Origin of the sequence: Natronococcus sp. CG52 (assembly GCF_023913515.1) — an archaeon.
Classification (GTDB): Archaea; Halobacteriota; Halobacteria; order Halobacteriales; family Natrialbaceae; genus Natronococcus; species Natronococcus zhouii.
This window is the reverse complement of the sequence record NZ_CP099391.1, coordinates 2,646,908-2,663,316: the sequence shown is the minus strand read 5'-3', so window position 1 is coordinate 2,663,316 and position 16,409 is coordinate 2,646,908. Positions and strand designations below refer to the sequence as shown.

Sequence of the window (16,409 nt, the reverse complement as noted above, 5' to 3'; positions counted from 1 at the left end):
ACGTCACTTCAGCGCCGCGACGACGTCGTCCGGAGCGGCGTCGAAGCCGCCCGCCTGCGCCGCGTGTGCGGAGCCGCCGCCACCGCCGCCGAACTCCGTTGTTAGCTCGCCCACGACTTCGTCGGCGGCCACGGATCCGGTCGCAGCTACGGCCGCGTAGGGAGAGTCGCGACCGACGAGGACGACGACGTCGGCCAGTTCGCCCGCGGCGTCCGTCGCGATCTCCGCCGCCTCGCTCGACTCGACGTCCTCGACCGTCGTCGCGAGCCACTCCGCACCCTCGCGCTCGAACGGCTCCGCCCGCTCGAGGCGGGTTTCGACGAGTTCCCGTCGGAGCGACTGGACCGAATCTGCGAGTTCGGCGCGCTCCTCCTGCAGACGGTGCAGGTCGTCGGTCACCGACTCGAGCGGTGCGCCGAGCGCTCGGCTCGCGTCGAACGCGACGCGTTTTTCGACGCCGCGGCGATCGATGGCGCGCGGCCCGACGGCAAACTCGACCCGCGTCAGCCCCTCGCCGGGGTTCGATCGGCCGAGGACGGTGACCGGGCCAATCTCCCGCGTGTTGCGAACGTGGGTGCCGCCGCAGGCCGCGACGTCCCACGGTTCCCGCGAGCCAGCCCCGACGCTCGTCGTCGCGTCGGCGCTGCTCGCCGTCGCGGTGCTCCCGTTGTCGTTCTCGCTACCGACGGTGACGATCCGAACTCGCCCCTTTCGGAACGCGCCGTCCTCGGTCGCGTCGTTGAACGCGATCTCCTCGCGCTCGCGCGCCTCGGCGACGGAGACGTCCTCCCAGGAGACCTGGTGTGATTCCCAGACTGCCCGGTTGACGAGCTCCTCCAGTTCGACCAGCGTTCCGTCGTCGATCTCCGTGCTCGTCTCGAGGTCGACCCGGACCTTCTCCGCGCCGATGTCGAAGCCGCCGTAGCCGAGGTCCTCGAGGAGCCGCCGACCGGCACCGTAGAGGACGTGGCTGGCGGTGTGGGCGCGCATGCAGTACATTCGGAACGACCAGTCGACCGAGCAGAGCACGCTCCGGCCCGCGGCGAACGAGGGTTCCTCGGCGAGGACGTGCACCGGATCGCCGTCGACCGGCCGGACGTCGACGACCTCGTGGTCGCCGATCGTGCCGCGATCGGCCGGCTGGCCGCCGCTCTCGGCGTAGAAGTAGCTCGTCTCGAGCCAGACCCGTCGGCCGTCGACCGCCGTCACTTCCGTCTCGAAGCGCGTGGTGTACGGTTGCGCTGCTGCGGGTTGCCCGCTCATCGGTCTCACTCCGTCGCCCGGTATCAAAAAGGTGCCCCGCGCGACGTCAAAATCGCCCGGCAGACGACCGCTATTCGGCGAGCGTCACGTCGAGGACCTCCTCGAGCGCGCTGATCAGTCCGCCGCCGACGCCGGCCTGCGTCGCGCGACCCTGTTCGATGGCGAGGAGCTCCCGCTCGGGAACGCCGAGTTCCTCGGCCAGTTCCTCGCGCTGGTAGCCGGCTTCCCGGCGGGCCTCGACTAGCACCGATCCGTAGCCGGAGACGAGGTACGGAAGCGGGTCGTCGTCGTAGTTGGTCCCTTCCTTCTCCCAGTGTTTGGAGTCGCCGTCCCAGATCGGGTTCGCCTTCGCGACGTTCTGGGCCGCCTTTTGCTTCCGACTGGGCTCGTCCTGACCGCCGCCCGCGTCCTGCGAGCGAGACTTGCCCTGGCTCCCACGGCTGCGTTTTTGTGCGTCGTCGTGCGGTGCACAGTCGGGACAGACCTCGAGTTCGGCCCCGGCGACCTGCGCCCGTCGGAGCGAGTTGCTCTCCGCGCCACAGAGTTCGCAGTTCGTCCCGCCGCCGCCGCCGGACGAACCGGTCGAGTACTTAGCCATACGCTACGTTGGGATCTGTCGCATTTCAATACAGCGGTAGCCGGAACGTTTCGCGTCACTCAGCGAGTTGCGTGAGAAGAGCGAGGAGACGCGAACCGGAACTGACGACCATTAGGAACCGATTAGTACCCTTCCCTGGGGGTGATTTCCATGTGACCCCGGCGCAGGCGCCGATTCAAAGGAAAGGGCTTTTATAATCACACTGGATACGATTGAGTGCAGAAAGAGATCGCGAGCGTGGGTAGCCAAGCTAGGCCAACGGCGCAGCGTTGAGGGCGCTGTCCCGTAGGGGTCCGCCGGTTCAAATCCGGTCCCACGCATCGCAAGCGCGGACAAAGTCCGCGAAACGTGAGGCGGTGTAACCGCCGAACGACGATGCAGGTGATTTCCCTTCGCGGACATCACCCACGCACAATCCTTTCGGAAACTACACTACACAGCGACAGCTAGTCGCTCGAGCACTCGAGTCCCAGCAACCGGACTGCTCGAGACGACTACCAGGTTCGTCGAGACAGCAATCCCTTTCTCCGCACAGCCGAATCTCGAGATATGGCATACGTTCCTCGAGAGCGCATCCGGCCGCTCACCGTCGTTCTGAGCGTCGTTTCGCTGGCGCTCGTGTTCGCGGCTGCGGGCGGACAGATTCCGCGGTCGACGGTGCCCGTCGCGTCGGAGCGGTTCCTGGACCTGATTCCGCACGTCAACGTCGCGATCAGCGCGACGGCCATCGGAACGATCGCGCTCGGCTGGCGGGCCATCCGCCGCGGACGGATCGACCGCCATCGAGTCGCGATGCTCGCGTCGTTCGGGCTGTTCGCGACCTTTCTGGTGCTCTACCTCTACCGACTCGTCGCGACCGGCGGGCCACAGGAGTTCCCCGGTCCCGCAGCCGTCGAACAGTTCGTCTACCTGCCGGTGCTCGCCGTCCACATCCTCCTCGCGGTCGTCTGCATTCCGCTGCTCTACTACGTGCTCCTGCTGGCGGGCGCGTATCCGCTCGAGGAACTCTCGCGGACGAACCACGCCCGCGTCGGTCGAGTCGCCGCGAGTCTGTGGCTGATCTCGTTCGCGCTCGGAATCGTCGTCTACGTGCTATTGCACGCGGTGTACTGACGCGTTCCGCCGCGAGCCGAAGTGACGGACCGTTCGGTTCGTCTGCGGCACTGGTCCGATCTTCCCGCCCGATCTGCCGGAACTGAGCGAGTCCGTCAGCGCCGCGTCGTCGACGCGCCTGTATCGGCAATCTGTGGACCATTCCATAGCAACGGACACGCCCAACGGTCGTCCGGAAGTACCGTCGTTCATGACACGCGAGGAGGCGCGCGACAAGGCGGAGGAGATCGCCCCGCAGGAACAGGACCGACAGCCCGGCGTCGAAGGCGAGATGGTCCCGCCCGCCGAGTTCATCCGCGACGACTACCGGGGTAGCGGCAAACTCGAGGGAAAGGTCGCGATCGTCACCGGCGGGGACAGCGGAATCGGCCGAGCCGCCGCGGTACACTTCGCCCGGGAGGGCGCGGACGTCGCGGTCATGTACCTCGACGAGGAGGAGGATGCCGAGACGACGGCCGGGATGATCGAGGCGGAAGGCCAGGAGTGTCTGACCATCGGGGGCGACGTCCGCGACAGCGCGTTCTGCCAGGCCGCCGTCGAAGAGATCGTCGGCGAACTCGGCAACGTGGACGTCCTCGTCAACAACGCGGCGACCCAGGTCGTGAAGACCGACCTGACCGACATCACCGACGAGCAGTGGGAGGAGACGTTCGCGACGAACATCCACGGCTACTTCTACATGACCAAGGCGGCGCTGCCGCACCTCGAGGACGGCGACGCGATCGTCAACACGACCTCGATAAACGCGTTCGCCGGGAAGGCGACCCTGGTGGACTACTCCACGACGAAGGGTGCGATCGTTGCCTTCACGCGCTCGCTGTCCCAGCAGCTTGCAGGCGAGGGGATCCGCGTCAACCAGGTCGCCCCCGGCCCGATCTGGACGCCGCTAATCCCTGCGACGATCGGCGACTACGATCCGGAAATGGTCGAAGAGTTCGGACAGGACGTGCCGATGGGCCGTCCGGGCCAGCCCAGCGAACTCGGGCCGGCGTACGTCTTTCTCGCCTGCGAGGACTCCTCGTACGTGAGCGGGCAGACGCTGCACATCAACGGCGGCTCGATCGTGGGCGGATAGGCGGCCGCCGTCCGGCCCTCGCGCCTCGCCGGCGGCGAGTTCGTCACCGAGGAGCGCTCACCGTCCGTGACAGACATCTAACACTTATCCCCCGTCGGGGAATACTCCGCCGTATGTTCCCGCAGTCCGGTCCGGAATTCCCGTCGACGGCCGCCTTCTTCGTCGTCGGCGTCTGGGTCGTCTCGGACTGGTCCATCGCTTTCCGGTACCGGGGAGCGGTCGAGGAATCGCGAGACCGGGGCTCGAAACGCGTCATCGGCGCGGCCGTCGCCGGGGGCGTCCTCGCCGCCGCACTGCTCCCGCTGATCGTTCCCGCACCGCGAGTCCCGTCGCCGACGGTCGCCTTCTGGGCCGGACTCGGAACGATCTTGCTCGGCATCGCCGTCCGGCAGTACGCGATTCGGACGCTCGGAGACGGATTCTCGCTCGAGGTTACCGTCGATGCGGACGACGAGGTGGTCGATTCGGGGCCGTACCGGTGGGTCCGACATCCGTCGTACACCGGTGCCTTGCTCTCGCTCCTCGGCGTCGGGATCGCCGCTGGCAACTGGCTGAGTATCGCCGTCGTCCTCGCCGCCGGGCTGGCGGGCTACGGCTACCGGATCCGCGTCGAGGAACGTGCCCTACGCGACACCCTGGGCGAGGCGTACGCCGAATACGCGCGGCGGACGCCGTACCGTCTCCTTCCCGGACTCTGGTAGCGCGGCTCAGTCGGCGGGCATCGTCCGCCCCTTGAGGCCCTCGACCAGCGCCGCGTAGTCGACGTGGTCGGTCCGTCGCTCGTACTCGCACGCGACCGCGAGTACCGTCGACTCGTCCCACGCGCGGCCGACGAACTCGACGGCCGTCGGGAGGTCGCGCTCGCCGAAGCCGTTCGGAACCGTCACGCCCGGCAGTCCGGTCACGTTCGCGACGGCGTTGACGGGCGGAGTCTCGAACTGCCCGAAGAACTCCGCGAGCGACTCCTCGATCGGATTCGCCACGGACTCTCGCGCCGGGGAGACGAGCGCGTCGTACTCGGCGAGGAGTTCGTCGAGTTGCCGCTGCGCCCGGGTTCGAACGCGGTTGGCGTTGACGTAGTCCTTCGCGAGCACGGCACTCGCCCGGTAGCTGCCGAGCTGGTGGGTCTCGTCGTCGAGTTCGTGAACCTCGCCGCTCTCGACGAGCGTCTCGAACGCCGCCGCGGCCTCGGCGTCGATGATCGTCCCCGCCATCGCGGCGTACGGCAGGTCGGGCAGCGAGACGCGCTCGAGCGTCGCGAACTCGGCGAGGGTCTCGAGCGAGCGCTCGAAGTTCTCGCGGACGCTCTCCTGTTCGCCCTCGCCTGCATCCTCGGGGACGGCGATCGTGAACCCGTCCGCGCGCTTGGTCGTCCGAAGCGGGCACGGCGGTCCTTTCTTCGGCGATCCCCCTCCGGGATGGTCCTCCGGGTGAGGCTCCGCGATCGCTTCCAGCACGCGTCGACAGCCGCCGACCGTTCGACACATCGGGCCGACCTTGTCCATCGTCCAGGACAGCGCCATGACGCCGTTGCGGCTCACCCGATCGTAGGTCGGCCGGATCGCGCTGACGCCGGAGAACGCTGCCGGCGTGTTGAGCGAGCCCCACGTCTCCGTCCCGATCGCGAAGCCGACGAGTCCGGACGCGACTGCGGCCGCGGAACCGCTCGAGGAACCGCCGCTCCAGGCCTCGACGTTCCACGGGTTCCGCCCGGGGCCGGAAAAGGAGGCGTCCGCGCTGTCGTAGCCGAAGCCGCCGGCGAGTTCGACCATCGCGAGTTTTCCGAGCAACACGCCGCCGGCCTCGTCGAGCCGTCGGACCGCGGCGGCGTCCTCGTCGAACTCCTGGGCGCGGTACGGTTCCGCGCCCCAGGTCGTCGGGGCGTCCTCGGTGGCGACGAGGTCCTTCACGCCGTAGGGGATGCCGTGCAGCGGGCCGCGGTCCTCGCCGGCCGCGAGCTCCTCGTCGAGACGGTCGGCCGCCTCCAGAGCCCGATCCTCGGTAATCGTCACGAGGGCGTTGAGTTCGGGACCGACTCGCTCGAGACGCTCGAGGTAGGCCTCCGTGAGCTCTCGGACGGTAAACTCGCCGTCGCGAAGCTGTCGACCGAGTTCGTCGACCGGTTCGACGAGCATCTCGTCGGGTATCACGACCGGTCACCCCGATACGCGCTGAACCCGTAGGCCGGCTCGTCCGCGTTCTCGAGCCCGACCTCCCGGAACGCGGCCGCCGATCCGAGCGAGCCCTCGATTCCCTCGCGGATCACCTCGCGATCCTCGTCGTCGAGGCGATCACCGTAGTTCGCGACGACGTACGCGAGCAGCGCCTCTGCGGGCTCGAGTTCTCCCGTCGGTTCTACCGGTTCCGCCTCTCGTTCTCCGTCGACCTCTTCCGCCGTTCCGGTACCCGTCGCGCTCGCCACTGTCGCCGCACCGAGCAGTGCGAGAAACGTCCGCCGACGAGTCATGCCGATCCCTCCGTTTCGAACGAATTGCCTCGTGACACCATGCAGCACGATTGAGGTCTACAGGTAGTCGAATAAGTATTGCCGCAGTTTACAACCTTTTGTAAGCCGAAATAAACCCGGGGCAGCGCGGAAGTCGTCGCCTGGCGTCAGTCGTCGGCGCGCATCGTCCGCCCCTCGAGTCCGGGTCGGGAGACGTCGCGGTCGGTCTCCTCGCCCTCGATGTCGTAGGGGTACTCTCCCGTCACGCAGCCCAGACAGAGGTCGATACGCTCTTCCTCGAGCACGTCGGCGACGGCGTCGGTCGAGAGGTACGCGAGGCTGTCGGCGTCGATGGCGTCGCGGATTTCCTCGGTCGTCTTGTCCGCGGCGATCAGCTCCTCGCGAGTGGCCATGTCGATCCCCATGTAGCAGGGGGCGACGATCGCCGGTGCGCCGATGCGGACGTGGACCTCCTCGGCACCGCAGTCTTTGAGCAGCTGGACGAGCTGCGTCGAGGTCGTCCCGCGGACGATCGAGTCGTCGATGACGGTGACGGTCTTGCCCTCGATCGTGGACTTGATAGGGTTGAGCTTCAGTCTCACCGCGCGCTCGCGTTCGTCCTGTGTCGGCATAATGAACGTGCGCCCGACGTAGCGGTTTTTCATTAGCCCCTCGGCGAACTCGACACCGTCGTCGTCCTCGTCGCGCGGATCGCCGTCGGGAGTCGTCTCACTCGCGGCGTCGGCGTAGCCGGAGGCGAACGCTCGCCCGGAGTCGGGCACCGGCATCACGACGTCGGTCTCGACGCCGCTCTCCTCCCAGAGCCTGCGTCCCAGGTTTCGACGGGCCTCGTAGACGAGCGTGTCGTCGATGACGCTGTCCGGACGGGCGAAGTAGACGTGTTCGAAGAAGCAGTGGGCCGTGTTCTCGCGGTCGATCAACTGGTAGGAGTCGAAGCCCTGGCCGTCCTCCTGGAGAACGACCAGTTCGCCGGGACGCACGTCGCGGACGAGTTCCCCGTCGAGCGTGTCGATCGCCGCCGACTCGGAAGCGAGAATGTAGCCGTCCTCGAGCTTCCCGATACAGAGCGGACGGTTCCCCTCCGGGTCGCGCACCCCGAGGACGGTGTCGTCGTGGCTGATCGTCAGCGAATAGGAGCCGTGAATCCGCTGCATCGTCCGCTTGACCGCCCGGACGAGGTCCTCCTCGAGCAGGTTGCGCGCGAGGTCGTGAGCGATCACCTCGGTGTCGCCGTCGCTGGTGAACGCGTGGCCCACGGCCGCCAGTTCGTCGCGGATCTCCTCGGCGTTGACGAGGTTCCCGTTGTGCGAGAGGCCGAGCGAGCCGCTCTTGAACGAGACGGAGAAGGGCTGGGCACAGCAGGAGTCGACCGAGCCGGCCGTCGGATACCGGACGTGGCCGATCCCGGCCGCCCCGTTGAGCATGTCGAGGTCGTCCTCCTCGAAGACGTCGCCGACGAGTCCCATGTCGACGTGGCTGTGTTGCTGAAAGCCGTCGTGGGTGACGATCCCGGCGGACTCCTGGCCGCGGTGCTGGAGCGCGTAGAGCGCGTAGTACAACGGTCGTGCCGCGTCTCGACCGTTCAGTGAGACGCCGACCACGCCACACTTCTCGGTCATTCCTGTTCGCCGGGGAGTCTCGCCCCGCCCATCAGTCATGGTCGACCGTAGGGCCTCGAGTAGATAAAAATCCCCGTGTTTGTGCTACCAATGCCGCCACCGAAGACAGTTGTTATGCAAGAATGTGGTCACTCGAGTCGGACGAGATCCTCGACGTCGGGCATCTCGGCCGAGGCGTCGACGATCTGTGTCATGCGCTGGGCGTGTTTCTCAGCGGCGTAGCTCGCAAGTTCGCTCTCCTCGAGGGCGATCGCACTTCCCTCCGCCTCACCGCCGACGATCCGCTGGGTGAGCGCCGCGAGTTCGCCGACGGTCTCGGTGACGAGTTCGGGATCGACGCCCTCCTCCTGGACCAGTTGTTTGAGCCTCCACATACCGAAGCCGACGTGACGACCCTCGTCGCTCCGGATGCTCGAGAACCCCTCGACGAGTCCCGAGAGCCGCGGAAGATCCGGGAAGTCGCCGCTGAAGTTCGTCTGGACGCCGTAGTACCCCGTCTGGGCGAGGATCCCCTCGATCGCCATGTGGTAGTGACAGTACGCGAGCGCGCGGTTTTCGGGCGTGTCCTCGACGAGCAACCGGTGCATCGCCGCCTCGTTGCGATCGAACAGTTCGTCGTAGGGCTCGTTGAACCAGCGGGCGTCGGTCGGCGACGTCCGCTCGAGCCCGCGCCGGTCCTCTTCGGGGTTGATCACCGTCCGCCAGTAGCGATCGAAGAAGTCGGCGTGTTTGGCCTCCTCGTAGAGCTGGGTCGTGACGAACAGCTGATCGGCGGCGTTCTCGATCACCACCGCGAGCGGCGAGAGATCCTCGGTCACCGCCTCCTCGCCGGCACCGAACAGGGCGAGGGTCTCCCGCAGGCCGTAGAAGGCGTCCGACGGCACCTCGGTGATCGCCTCGCGGTCGGGCTCGAGGTCGATCTCGTGGGGGTCCCAGTGTCGTTCGACCGCGTTCCGATAGTAGCGAAACGACCGTCGGTCGTGATCGAGGGAAGGACGAGTGGCGTCCGTTGGCATGCGACAGCCTACGGCGACCGCAGAAAAAATGGTACCGCTGCCGATAGCTCCGCTGCCGGAGGGCGAAACTGGCCCCTTTCCCGGCGACGGGGCGCGGCGGGTGGCGCCGATGACACAGTGTTCAAGACCGTTGACTCGAACCTCTTGGATATGCAACTCGAGGAGTACTGGGGAGTGGGGCCGAAGACGCGGGAGACGTTGACCGAAGAACTCGGCAGAGAGCGGGCGATCCGGGCGATCGAGAGCGGCGACGTGCGCACGCTCTCGGAGGCCGGCCTCGCCCGAGGGCGAGCCACGCGCATCCTGCGCCGGGCGACCGGCGGCGACGGAATGGACACGCTGGCGACCGGCGACGCCCGTTCGGCGTACAAGGAGCTGCTCGAACTGGCGGTCGATCACGCCGTCACCGAGCGTGCCGCCGATCGCATCCGCGTTCTCACACCGCTCACCAGCCGCGAGGAGATGGAGAACCGACTCGACGACGTGCTCGCGGCCCAGGAGGCCTGGGACGCGCTCGCCGCGGACGACCGAGAGGCCGTCCTCGAGGCGTACGATCGCTACGACGAGCGCGACGGCACCGAGCGCGCGGCCGTCGACGCCGCCCTCGCACTGTCCGAGGCCGAGGTCGACACCGGACCCTTCGCGACCGTCGCGGGTCTCGAGCGCGAACGTCTCGCGGAGGCCGCCGACGCGCTCGCCGCGCTCGACGGGAGCCGCGTCAGGGAGGGTGCGGACGACGAACTCGACCGCCTCCGGGCGGCGCTGGGCGCGGTCGAGGACATGGACGCGAACGCGCTCGAACTGATCGAGGACCTGCGGGACGACGGGGTCCAGGACGTCGGCGAGTTCCGAGAGGCGTTCGAGGACCACCTCCTGCGGGAGACGGAGGTGACGATCGACCGGGTTCACGAGGCGATGCCGTCCGACGCGGCAGACGCGACCGACTTCGTCGGGGGAACCCTTCGAACGCTGCGCGCGGATCTCACCGAGGCCGTCGACGAGCGCAAACGGGTCGTCGCGACCGAACTCGAGGCGACCCTCGAGGAGGCCCGCGAGGCGGTCGATCGGGCCGTCGATGCCGTCGACGAGATCGCGTTCCACCTCTCGCTGGCCCGATTTGCACTGGCGTACGACTGCACGCGGCCGTCGTTCGTGGAGGATGCGGACGGCGATGCGGCCGTCTCGGTCGTCAACGCGCGGAACCTCACGCTCGCGACGCCGAACGAAGACACGCCAGCGCGCGACAGCGACGACCGCCAGGACGGCATCGCAACAGGAGACGTCGACGAGGAAGACGAGTCGGTCCAGCCGATCACCTACGCGCTCGGAGAACACGGCGTGACGCCGGTTCCGAAGAGCATCGAAGCGCCGCCCGGCGAACAGCGCGTCGCGGTACTGACCGGGGCGAACAGCGGCGGGAAGACGACCCTGCTCGAGACGCTCTGCCAGGTCGTCCTGCTGGCGACGATGGGGCTGCCCGTCCCCGCCGACTGCGCCGAGGTGACGCCAGTTGACTCCCTGGTCTTCCACCGTCGCCACGCCAGTTTCAACGCGGGCGTCCTCGAGTCGACGCTGAAATCGATCGTGCCGCCGCTCTCGGCGGACGGGAAGACGCTGATGCTCGTCGACGAGTTCGAGGCGATCACGGAGCCGGGCAGCGCGGCCGACCTGCTGCACGGCCTCGTTACGCTCACCGTCGAACGGGACGCGCTGGGCGTCTTCGTCACCCACCTCGCGGACGACCTCGAACCGCTGCCGCCGGAGGCGCGGGTCGACGGGATCTTCGCGGAGGGGCTCAATCCCGATCTCGAGCTACTCGTCGATTACCAGCCCCGCTTCGGCACCGTCGGACGCTCGACGCCGGAGTTCATCGTCTCGCGGCTGGTCGCGAACGCGAGCGACCGGGGCGAGCGCGCCGGCTTCGAGACGCTCGGGGAGGCGGTCGGCAACGAGGTCGTCCAGCGGACGCTGGCGGACGCCCGCTGGGACGAGTAGCGGGAGCTACTCGAGAGACTGCTCGCTGTCTTCGTCGTCGCTGTACGCGTACGGCACGCCGTCGTACTCCTCGCAGATTCGCGCCTCGAGATACGTCCGTGCGGCCCGCCTCGAGAGCCGGCCCATTTCGATGACGTCCCCGAGCACGGTCTTCGTCGCGCGAAACCAGGTCCGAAAGTCGCGGTCGTCGGCTCCCGGCGCGAGTTCGACAATCGCGCCGCGGTTCTCGTCGTGGCCGTCGCTCCACTCGAGCCAGCAGACGCGGTAGGAGTCGACCGCCTCGCCGAGATCGACGAGATACAGCGCCTCGTAGATGCAGGGATCGAGGAAGTCCGTGAGGATCCGGTCGCGCGTGATCGAGTCGGCGAGCAGCGACGGCTCGACGGCACCGTCGGCCAGCGGAGTCTCGTCCGTGAGCCGTGACGCCAGCGCGAGTTGGTCGCCGCCCCAGTGGCTGTAGCGCAGGTCGTAGAGGCGGTCCGGTCGCCCGTACGCGACGAGGGCTCTATGACCCATCGTCACCTCCGCGACGCGACCGTTCGGAGGGACCGGTTCTCGAGCGGCGGTCACCTGTGTGGTGGGACATCGCTCCTTCTGGCCGCCCGCCCGTACTTCAACCTCCGGATGCAGCGGTACCGACCGGAAGCGAGCACAACGCCGAAAACCCTGCGAGGCGTAGCGGCCCCAACGAAAGATGGAGTACGACGCATTCGTGTTCGACAACGACGGCGTGTTGACGACGCCGACGGACCGCGACGTTCTGCTCGAGGCGATCCACACCGCCTTCGCGGATGTCGGCGTGGGAGAGCCGACGAACGAGGAGATCGAGACGCTGCTCGGTCCCGACGTCGCCTCCCTTCGCAGGATCGCCGACGAGTACGACGTCGAGCCGTCGACCCTGTGGGAGGCGCGCGAACGCGCGGCGATCGAGGCGCAACTCGAGGAGCTCCGAACCGGCCGAAAATGCCCGTACGAGGACGTGTCGGCGCTCGAGTCGCTCGACGCGCCGACGGCGATCGTCAGCAACAACCAGCACGAGACGATCGGAAACATCCTCGAGCACTGCTCGCTCTCCCCGTTCGACGCCTGGTACGGCCGCGAGCCGACCCTCGAGGGGATCGAGCGCAAGAAGCCGGAGCCGTACTATATCGAGCGGGCGATCACCGATCTCGGCGTCGAGAATCCGCTCTACGTGGGCGATAGCCGCGTCGACGTCGCCGCGGCCGACGCGCTCGGAATCGACTCGGCGTTCGTCCGTCGTGACCACCGGCAGGGGTACGAGCTACCGACGAAGCCAACCCACGAGATCGAGTCGCTCGAGGGGATCACGAGCCTGTACTGAGCCCGTTTCGAGACTCGATACCGATCAGGCCGCCTGCGCTCCGGCGCGGTTTTTGAGAGCGAGATCCATTGCGTCGAAGCCGCGCCGGGCGGCCGTCTCGTCGAGGAGCAGCCGAACGAGCGGGCCGCCAGTTGTTTCAGGTCTCGAGCCGGCATCGCCGTCGCGCTGCACTGGCGTCGCTACCCGTCAACTTGCTACGTTCACCCGACGCTCGGCGCGTTCCTTGATCGTCTCGTTTAGTTCTCTGAACTCGCGCTCGAACCGCCGTTCGTCGAACAGCAGCGGAACGAGCGCGCCGCGCACCGTCTCGCGCTGGAGGAGCCGCGTGCGCGAGCCGTCGCCGATCGGTTCGAGGTGGAATTCGTGGTAGCCGTCGAAGGTGAACGGGAGGAACAGCCGTCCGTGCCAGACGAGGCGCCGGCCCTTCTCGACGGCGATCACTTCCGGCTGGAAGGTGCTGGGTCGGGAACCGCCCGACCCCGCCCGGGAGCGGAGTCGCTCGCCGATGACGGGGACGTCTTCCATCGACCGGACGAACGGGTTCAACGCGGGATCGGTGCTGAACTCGAGGAGGGCGTCCCAGACGGCCGCCGGGGGCGCGTCGATCTCTTCGAACACCTCGACCTGGTTCATGCTAGCACGAATCGTTTTACGACGGGATGACTGTATCGGTTGGGAGAGCGCTCCCCGTAGTCGGCTCGTTCGACTCGGCACTCGAGCACTGTTCTCGCGTCTTCTCGAGTCCTCGTCTCACCGGAATTTCCTTGAGGGCGCACGGCTCAGGAATGAGTATGTCCGGTCCGGACCGCGGTCTCTCGCGTCGAGCGTTCGTTCGGAGTGCCGTCGCCGTCGGCGGTGCGGGTGCGCTGGCCGCCTGCACCACTCGCGAAGAGGAGGAAGACGTCCCGCAGGCGGACCTCGAGCCCGGAGCGTTGCCCGACCGACAGCACGCCTGGAACGAGTTCCTCGACCGGGACGACCGCGGCAACGTCAGGCCGCCTGAACACCACCTCCTGCTCGGCCTCGAGTACGTCGGCGACGGTCCCGACGACGCCGAGCGCGAGCGCCTCGAGGACGCATTCACGACGCTCGAGCGAGCCTACGGGCGCGGCAACGACGGTCTCGTCTTCACCGTCGGCTACGGACCCGCCTACTTCGACCGCTTCGACGACTCCCTCTCGGACGACGTCGATCTGCCGGCGCCCGAACCGCTCGCCCCGATCGAAGAGCCGGAACTCGACGCCCACGACGCTCTGCTCCACCTCGCCAGCGATCACGGCCACGTCGTCCTGAGCGTCGAGGAAGCGCTCACCGGCGGAATCGAGGAGATCAACGACGTCTCCGTCGAGGGAACTCTCGAGGGGGTGCTCGAGGTAACCGACCGTCGAACCGGATTCGTCGGCGAGGGGCTCCCGGCGGAGAACCAGGCAGAAATCCGCGGCATCCCGGACACCGATCCGGTTCCCGACGACGCCCCGTTCTTTATGGGGTTCAAGTCCGGCTTCGAGCGCAACCAGGCCGGCGAGGACCGCGTGACGATCGTCGAGGGCCCCTTCGAGGGCGGAACGACGACCCACCTCTCGAAGATCGAACTCAACCTGCAGCAGTGGTACGAGCAGGAAACCCACGACCAGCGCGTCGCCAAACTGTTCTGTCCGGCCCACGCAGACGAGAATCGCGTCGAGGACGCCGGCCACAATCTCGGCGACTCGAGCGGCGTCGAGGACTGCATCGAAAACGCCGAAACGGACGCCCGAAACGGACTGGTCGGACACGCCCAGAAGGCCGGCCGCGCCCGCGAGGACGGCGATCCGATCATCCTCCGTCGGGACGTCAACTCGACCGACGACGGTCAGGCCGGCGTGCACTTCGTCTCCCACCAGCGATCGATCGCCGACTTCGTCGCCACTCGAGAGGCGATGACGGGCGGCGATCTCACCGACGGCGCGATCGACTCCCGGCTACACAACGGCATTCTCCAGTATATGCGGGTCCGCCGGCGGGCGAACTACCTCGTCCCACCGCGCCGACACCGGTCGCTGCCCGCGCCGGACCCGGAGTAACCCGAACTCGCGATTCCGAGGGGTCCTCGGTCGAGGAGAGCAGGGTGTGCAGTCAGTGGGCCCAACCGGTGTGGTAGACTACGCCCGGCCGGCTCTGTCGACGCTGCCGGTTCGCGGACTCGAGGACGAGGGTCCCGGCGACGCCGAGACGGTAATCGCGGCCGACGTCTTCAACGGGTTCCTCGAGCTGCTCGATGAGAAGCGGTCTTCGGTCCACGGCTTCTTCGCGGCCGTCCCCAGCGAATACTTCGACGATCACGCGTCGGAGCTTCTTTACGATCGCGCGATCCGGTGGGGGATCGAGAACGGGTACGAGACCTACGACTTCGGAAGTACGAACTCGAGCTTCGAGAACGGGGTGTTCCGATTCAAAGAAGGGTTCGGCGGACGGATCGTACCGATCCTCGTCTGGGAACGGGGCTGCAGCGTTCTCTGGAAACTGGTCAAGACCGGCAGATCGCTGTACTGGCCCTACCGCTACAACTGAATCCGTTCTCGTTCCCGTCCACGGCTTCGAAACCGGCCGTCCCGACTCTCGGAGAACCAGCCGACGACTCGCGTTCGCACGAGCGGTCGCGGAAGGTCCGGGTGCGAGAATCGAACTACGCGTCTCAGCCTTCACGGCTGAAGGATAGCCACTACCCCAACCCGGACACGCGTACACGAGAGACCACCACGAGCCGTCCAAAATACGTTACGGCGAGAGACAGGATCCGAGAATGATCGATGCACCCGGATCGAATGGCCCCTGCTACGGCCCTCGACCGTTTACGGCGAGACGGGACGTCGTCGGCCGGAGTTCGAACCCGAGGAAAATTCCACGACGAACGCGTCGCGGTCGGCCTCGAGCGGTTCGGCCGTCGCCATCGGACTCCGGTACTCGTTGTCCGTTTTCGATCGCGCGCTCGAGAGTGCCGGCCGAGACCGGAGCGGATACGGAACGGACGACCGAAATGGCCAAAAACCGTGCCCCCACTCTTCGGCCGATACGATCCCGGAACGCGCCGGCCAGACCTATTTCCACCCGGACGGTGACGCTTCTCTATGACCAAGATCGCAATCACCGGCGCCTCCGGCAACGTCGGCAGGCAGGCGATCGAGGCGTTCCCGGACGACGATCTCACGCTGTTCTCTCACAGCGAGTCCGAGGATCTCGAGACCACGCCCATCGAGATCACCGAGCGCGAGGCGTTCGTCGACGCGCTCGAGGGCCAGGACGTGCTGATCCACCTGGCGGCCAACCCGGACCCCCGGGCCGAGTGGGATGCGGTCTCGGGGCCGAACGTCGAAGGGGTCTACAACGCCTTCGCGGCCGCCGCCGAGAACGGCCTCGAGCGGGTCGTCTTCTCGAGTTCGAACCACGCCGTCAACATGGCTAACACCGTCTCGCCGACGCGGCCGGAGTCGACGAACGGGGCCCCCGACGTCGTGCGGCCCGACGATCCCCCGGCACCCGACACCTACTACGGCGTCAGCAAGGTGTTCGGCGAGGCGATGGGCCACTACTACGCGAAGCGTCACGGTCTCGACGTGGTCAACCTCCGGATCGGCTGGCTGCTCACGCGCGACGAACTGCGGGGCGAGGTCGCCGACCGCGACGGTGCCGGCGAGCGCTACGCCCGGGCGATGTGGCTCAGCCCCGGCGACTGCCGGCGGGTCATCCGCGCGGCCGCGACGGGGTCGCTCCGAACGACACCGCTGACCGCCCACGGCATCTCTCGGAACGCCGAGCGGTTCCTCTCGCTCTCGGAGACGATGCTCGAACTCGGCTACCAGCCGCGGGACGACGCCGCCGAGGTCCTCGCGGACGACGAGGAGGGACGGAACGGACTCGAGGCGCCCTGAGAGCGGGCGGGCG

Annotated in this window: 16 protein-coding genes, 1 tRNA gene and 1 pseudogene; 9 read left to right on the top strand and 9 right to left on the bottom strand. The window is 67.5% G+C overall.

Translation table 11 applies throughout. The features are described from left to right. Window positions 1–3: 3 nt before the first annotated feature. The gene (locus NED97_RS13415; protein ID WP_252487527.1) at window positions 4–1,263 is read right to left on the bottom strand and encodes an alanyl-tRNA editing protein; all 1,260 of its coding nucleotides are present in this window, start codon (window positions 1,261–1,263) and stop codon (window positions 4–6) included. Between the two features lie 70 nt (window positions 1,264–1,333). After that, a complete protein-coding gene (locus NED97_RS13410; protein WP_252487526.1) occupies window positions 1,334–1,861 on the bottom strand; it encodes a helix-turn-helix domain-containing protein in 528 nt (175 codons plus the stop codon). A 235-nt stretch (window positions 1,862–2,096) separates the two neighbouring features. Here NED97_RS13410 and NED97_RS13405 point away from each other — a divergent pair. The 4 genes from NED97_RS13405 (at window position 2,097) to NED97_RS13390 (ending at window position 4,750) form a co-directional block, all read left to right on the top strand. Then, a tRNA-Leu gene (locus tag NED97_RS13405) sits at window positions 2,097–2,181 on the top strand. Between the two features lie 229 nt (window positions 2,182–2,410). Then, the gene (locus tag NED97_RS13400) at window positions 2,411–2,974 is read left to right on the top strand and encodes a DUF420 domain-containing protein (protein WP_252487525.1); all 564 of its coding nucleotides are present in this window, start codon (window positions 2,411–2,413) and stop codon (window positions 2,972–2,974) included. A 190-nt stretch (window positions 2,975–3,164) separates the two neighbouring features. Further along, window positions 3,165–4,049 carry an SDR family oxidoreductase gene (locus tag NED97_RS13395; RefSeq protein WP_252487524.1) on the top strand — a complete coding sequence of 295 codons (885 nt, stop codon included), beginning with the start codon at window positions 3,165–3,167 and terminating at the stop codon, window positions 4,047–4,049. Window positions 4,050–4,162: 113 nt separating this feature from the next. Then, window positions 4,163–4,750, top strand: a complete 588-nt coding sequence (locus NED97_RS13390) for a methyltransferase family protein (RefSeq protein ID WP_252487523.1) — start codon at window positions 4,163–4,165, stop codon at window positions 4,748–4,750. A 6-nt stretch (window positions 4,751–4,756) separates the two neighbouring features. Here NED97_RS13390 and NED97_RS13385 read toward each other — a convergent pair whose 3' ends face one another. The 4 genes from NED97_RS13385 to NED97_RS13370 form a co-directional block, all read right to left on the bottom strand. Continuing rightward, complete coding sequence (locus tag NED97_RS13385) at window positions 4,757–6,199, bottom strand: amidase (protein ID WP_252487522.1); 1,443 nt, start codon at window positions 6,197–6,199, stop codon at window positions 4,757–4,759. Next, window positions 6,196–6,516, bottom strand: a complete 321-nt coding sequence (locus NED97_RS13380; RefSeq protein WP_252487521.1) for a hypothetical protein — start codon at window positions 6,514–6,516, stop codon at window positions 6,196–6,198. Before NED97_RS13380 ends, NED97_RS13385 begins: the two co-directional genes overlap by 4 nt. A gap of 146 nt (window positions 6,517–6,662) precedes the next feature. Beyond that, window positions 6,663–8,135: an amidophosphoribosyltransferase gene (purF, locus tag NED97_RS13375; RefSeq protein ID WP_252490626.1), complete on the bottom strand. Its 1,473-nt coding sequence runs from the start codon at window positions 8,133–8,135 to the stop codon at window positions 6,663–6,665. 128 nt (window positions 8,136–8,263) lie between these two features. Further along, complete coding sequence (locus NED97_RS13370) at window positions 8,264–9,151, bottom strand: ribonucleotide-diphosphate reductase subunit beta (RefSeq protein ID WP_252487520.1); 888 nt, start codon at window positions 9,149–9,151, stop codon at window positions 8,264–8,266. Window positions 9,152–9,301: 150 nt separating this feature from the next. Here NED97_RS13370 and NED97_RS13365 point away from each other — a divergent pair, with 150 nt between their 5' ends. Beyond that, on the top strand, window positions 9,302–11,146 hold the full coding sequence (locus tag NED97_RS13365) for a MutS-related protein (protein WP_252487519.1): 1,845 nt from the start codon (window positions 9,302–9,304) through the stop codon (window positions 11,144–11,146). A gap of 6 nt (window positions 11,147–11,152) precedes the next feature. On the opposite strand, the gene NED97_RS13360 is transcribed toward NED97_RS13365, so the two are convergent. Beyond that, window positions 11,153–11,662 (bottom strand): DUF6735 family protein, encoded by a 510-nt coding sequence (locus tag NED97_RS13360; protein WP_382206897.1) that lies wholly within the window; start codon window positions 11,660–11,662, stop codon window positions 11,153–11,155. Between the two features lie 178 nt (window positions 11,663–11,840). On the opposite strand from NED97_RS13360, the gene NED97_RS13355 reads away from it, so the two are divergent. After that, window positions 11,841–12,488: an HAD family hydrolase gene (locus NED97_RS13355; RefSeq protein ID WP_252487518.1), complete on the top strand. Its 648-nt coding sequence runs from the start codon at window positions 11,841–11,843 to the stop codon at window positions 12,486–12,488. A gap of 24 nt (window positions 12,489–12,512) precedes the next feature. On the opposite strand, the gene NED97_RS13350 is transcribed toward NED97_RS13355, so the two are convergent. Both NED97_RS13350 and NED97_RS13345 read right to left on the bottom strand, forming a co-directional pair. Continuing rightward, window positions 12,513–12,659 carry a hypothetical protein gene (locus tag NED97_RS13350; protein WP_252487517.1) on the bottom strand — a complete coding sequence of 49 codons (147 nt, stop codon included), beginning with the start codon at window positions 12,657–12,659 and terminating at the stop codon, window positions 12,513–12,515. Window positions 12,660–12,674: 15 nt separating this feature from the next. Continuing rightward, window positions 12,675–13,121 carry an SRPBCC domain-containing protein gene (locus NED97_RS13345; protein WP_252487516.1) on the bottom strand — a complete coding sequence of 149 codons (447 nt, stop codon included), beginning with the start codon at window positions 13,119–13,121 and terminating at the stop codon, window positions 12,675–12,677. Between the two features lie 158 nt (window positions 13,122–13,279). Between NED97_RS13345 and NED97_RS13340 the strand changes: the two genes are divergently transcribed. From NED97_RS13340 to NED97_RS13330, 3 genes and pseudogenes are all read left to right on the top strand, one after another. Beyond that, the gene (locus NED97_RS13340; protein ID WP_252487515.1) at window positions 13,280–14,551 is read left to right on the top strand and encodes a DUF7405 family protein; all 1,272 of its coding nucleotides are present in this window, start codon (window positions 13,280–13,282) and stop codon (window positions 14,549–14,551) included. A gap of 175 nt (window positions 14,552–14,726) precedes the next feature. Continuing rightward, window positions 14,727–15,038, top strand: a pseudogene (locus NED97_RS13335) (peptidoglycan bridge formation glycyltransferase FemA/FemB family protein); the annotation flags it as partial. 557 nt (window positions 15,039–15,595) lie between these two features. Continuing rightward, on the top strand, window positions 15,596–16,396 hold the full coding sequence (locus tag NED97_RS13330; protein WP_252487514.1) for an NAD-dependent epimerase/dehydratase family protein: 801 nt from the start codon (window positions 15,596–15,598) through the stop codon (window positions 16,394–16,396). Window positions 16,397–16,409 lie beyond the last annotated feature (13 nt).

Coding starts and splice junctions, on each gene's coding strand:
- NED97_RS13390 (WP_252487523.1), top strand. CDS start 4,163: ATGTTCCCGCAGTCCGGTCCGGAATTCCCGTCGACGGCCGCCTTCTTC.
- NED97_RS13415 (WP_252487527.1), bottom strand. CDS start 1,263: ATGAGCGGGCAACCCGCAGCAGCGCAACCGTACACCACGCGCTTCGAG.
- NED97_RS13365 (WP_252487519.1), top strand. CDS start 9,302: ATGCAACTCGAGGAGTACTGGGGAGTGGGGCCGAAGACGCGGGAGACG.
- NED97_RS13400 (WP_252487525.1), top strand. CDS start 2,411: ATGGCATACGTTCCTCGAGAGCGCATCCGGCCGCTCACCGTCGTTCTG.
- NED97_RS13330 (WP_252487514.1), top strand. CDS start 15,596: ATGACCAAGATCGCAATCACCGGCGCCTCCGGCAACGTCGGCAGGCAG.
- NED97_RS13340 (WP_252487515.1), top strand. CDS start 13,280: ATGTCCGGTCCGGACCGCGGTCTCTCGCGTCGAGCGTTCGTTCGGAGT.
- NED97_RS13410 (WP_252487526.1), bottom strand. CDS start 1,861: ATGGCTAAGTACTCGACCGGTTCGTCCGGCGGCGGCGGCGGGACGAAC.
- NED97_RS13370 (WP_252487520.1), bottom strand. CDS start 9,151: ATGCCAACGGACGCCACTCGTCCTTCCCTCGATCACGACCGACGGTCG.
- NED97_RS13395 (WP_252487524.1), top strand. CDS start 3,165: ATGACACGCGAGGAGGCGCGCGACAAGGCGGAGGAGATCGCCCCGCAG.
- NED97_RS13345 (WP_252487516.1), bottom strand. CDS start 13,121: ATGAACCAGGTCGAGGTGTTCGAAGAGATCGACGCGCCCCCGGCGGCC.
- NED97_RS13380 (WP_252487521.1), bottom strand. CDS start 6,516: ATGACTCGTCGGCGGACGTTTCTCGCACTGCTCGGTGCGGCGACAGTG.
- NED97_RS13360 (WP_382206897.1), bottom strand. CDS start 11,662: ATGGGTCATAGAGCCCTCGTCGCGTACGGGCGACCGGACCGCCTCTAC.
- purF (WP_252490626.1), bottom strand. CDS start 8,135: ATGACCGAGAAGTGTGGCGTGGTCGGCGTCTCACTGAACGGTCGAGAC.
- NED97_RS13355 (WP_252487518.1), top strand. CDS start 11,841: ATGGAGTACGACGCATTCGTGTTCGACAACGACGGCGTGTTGACGACG.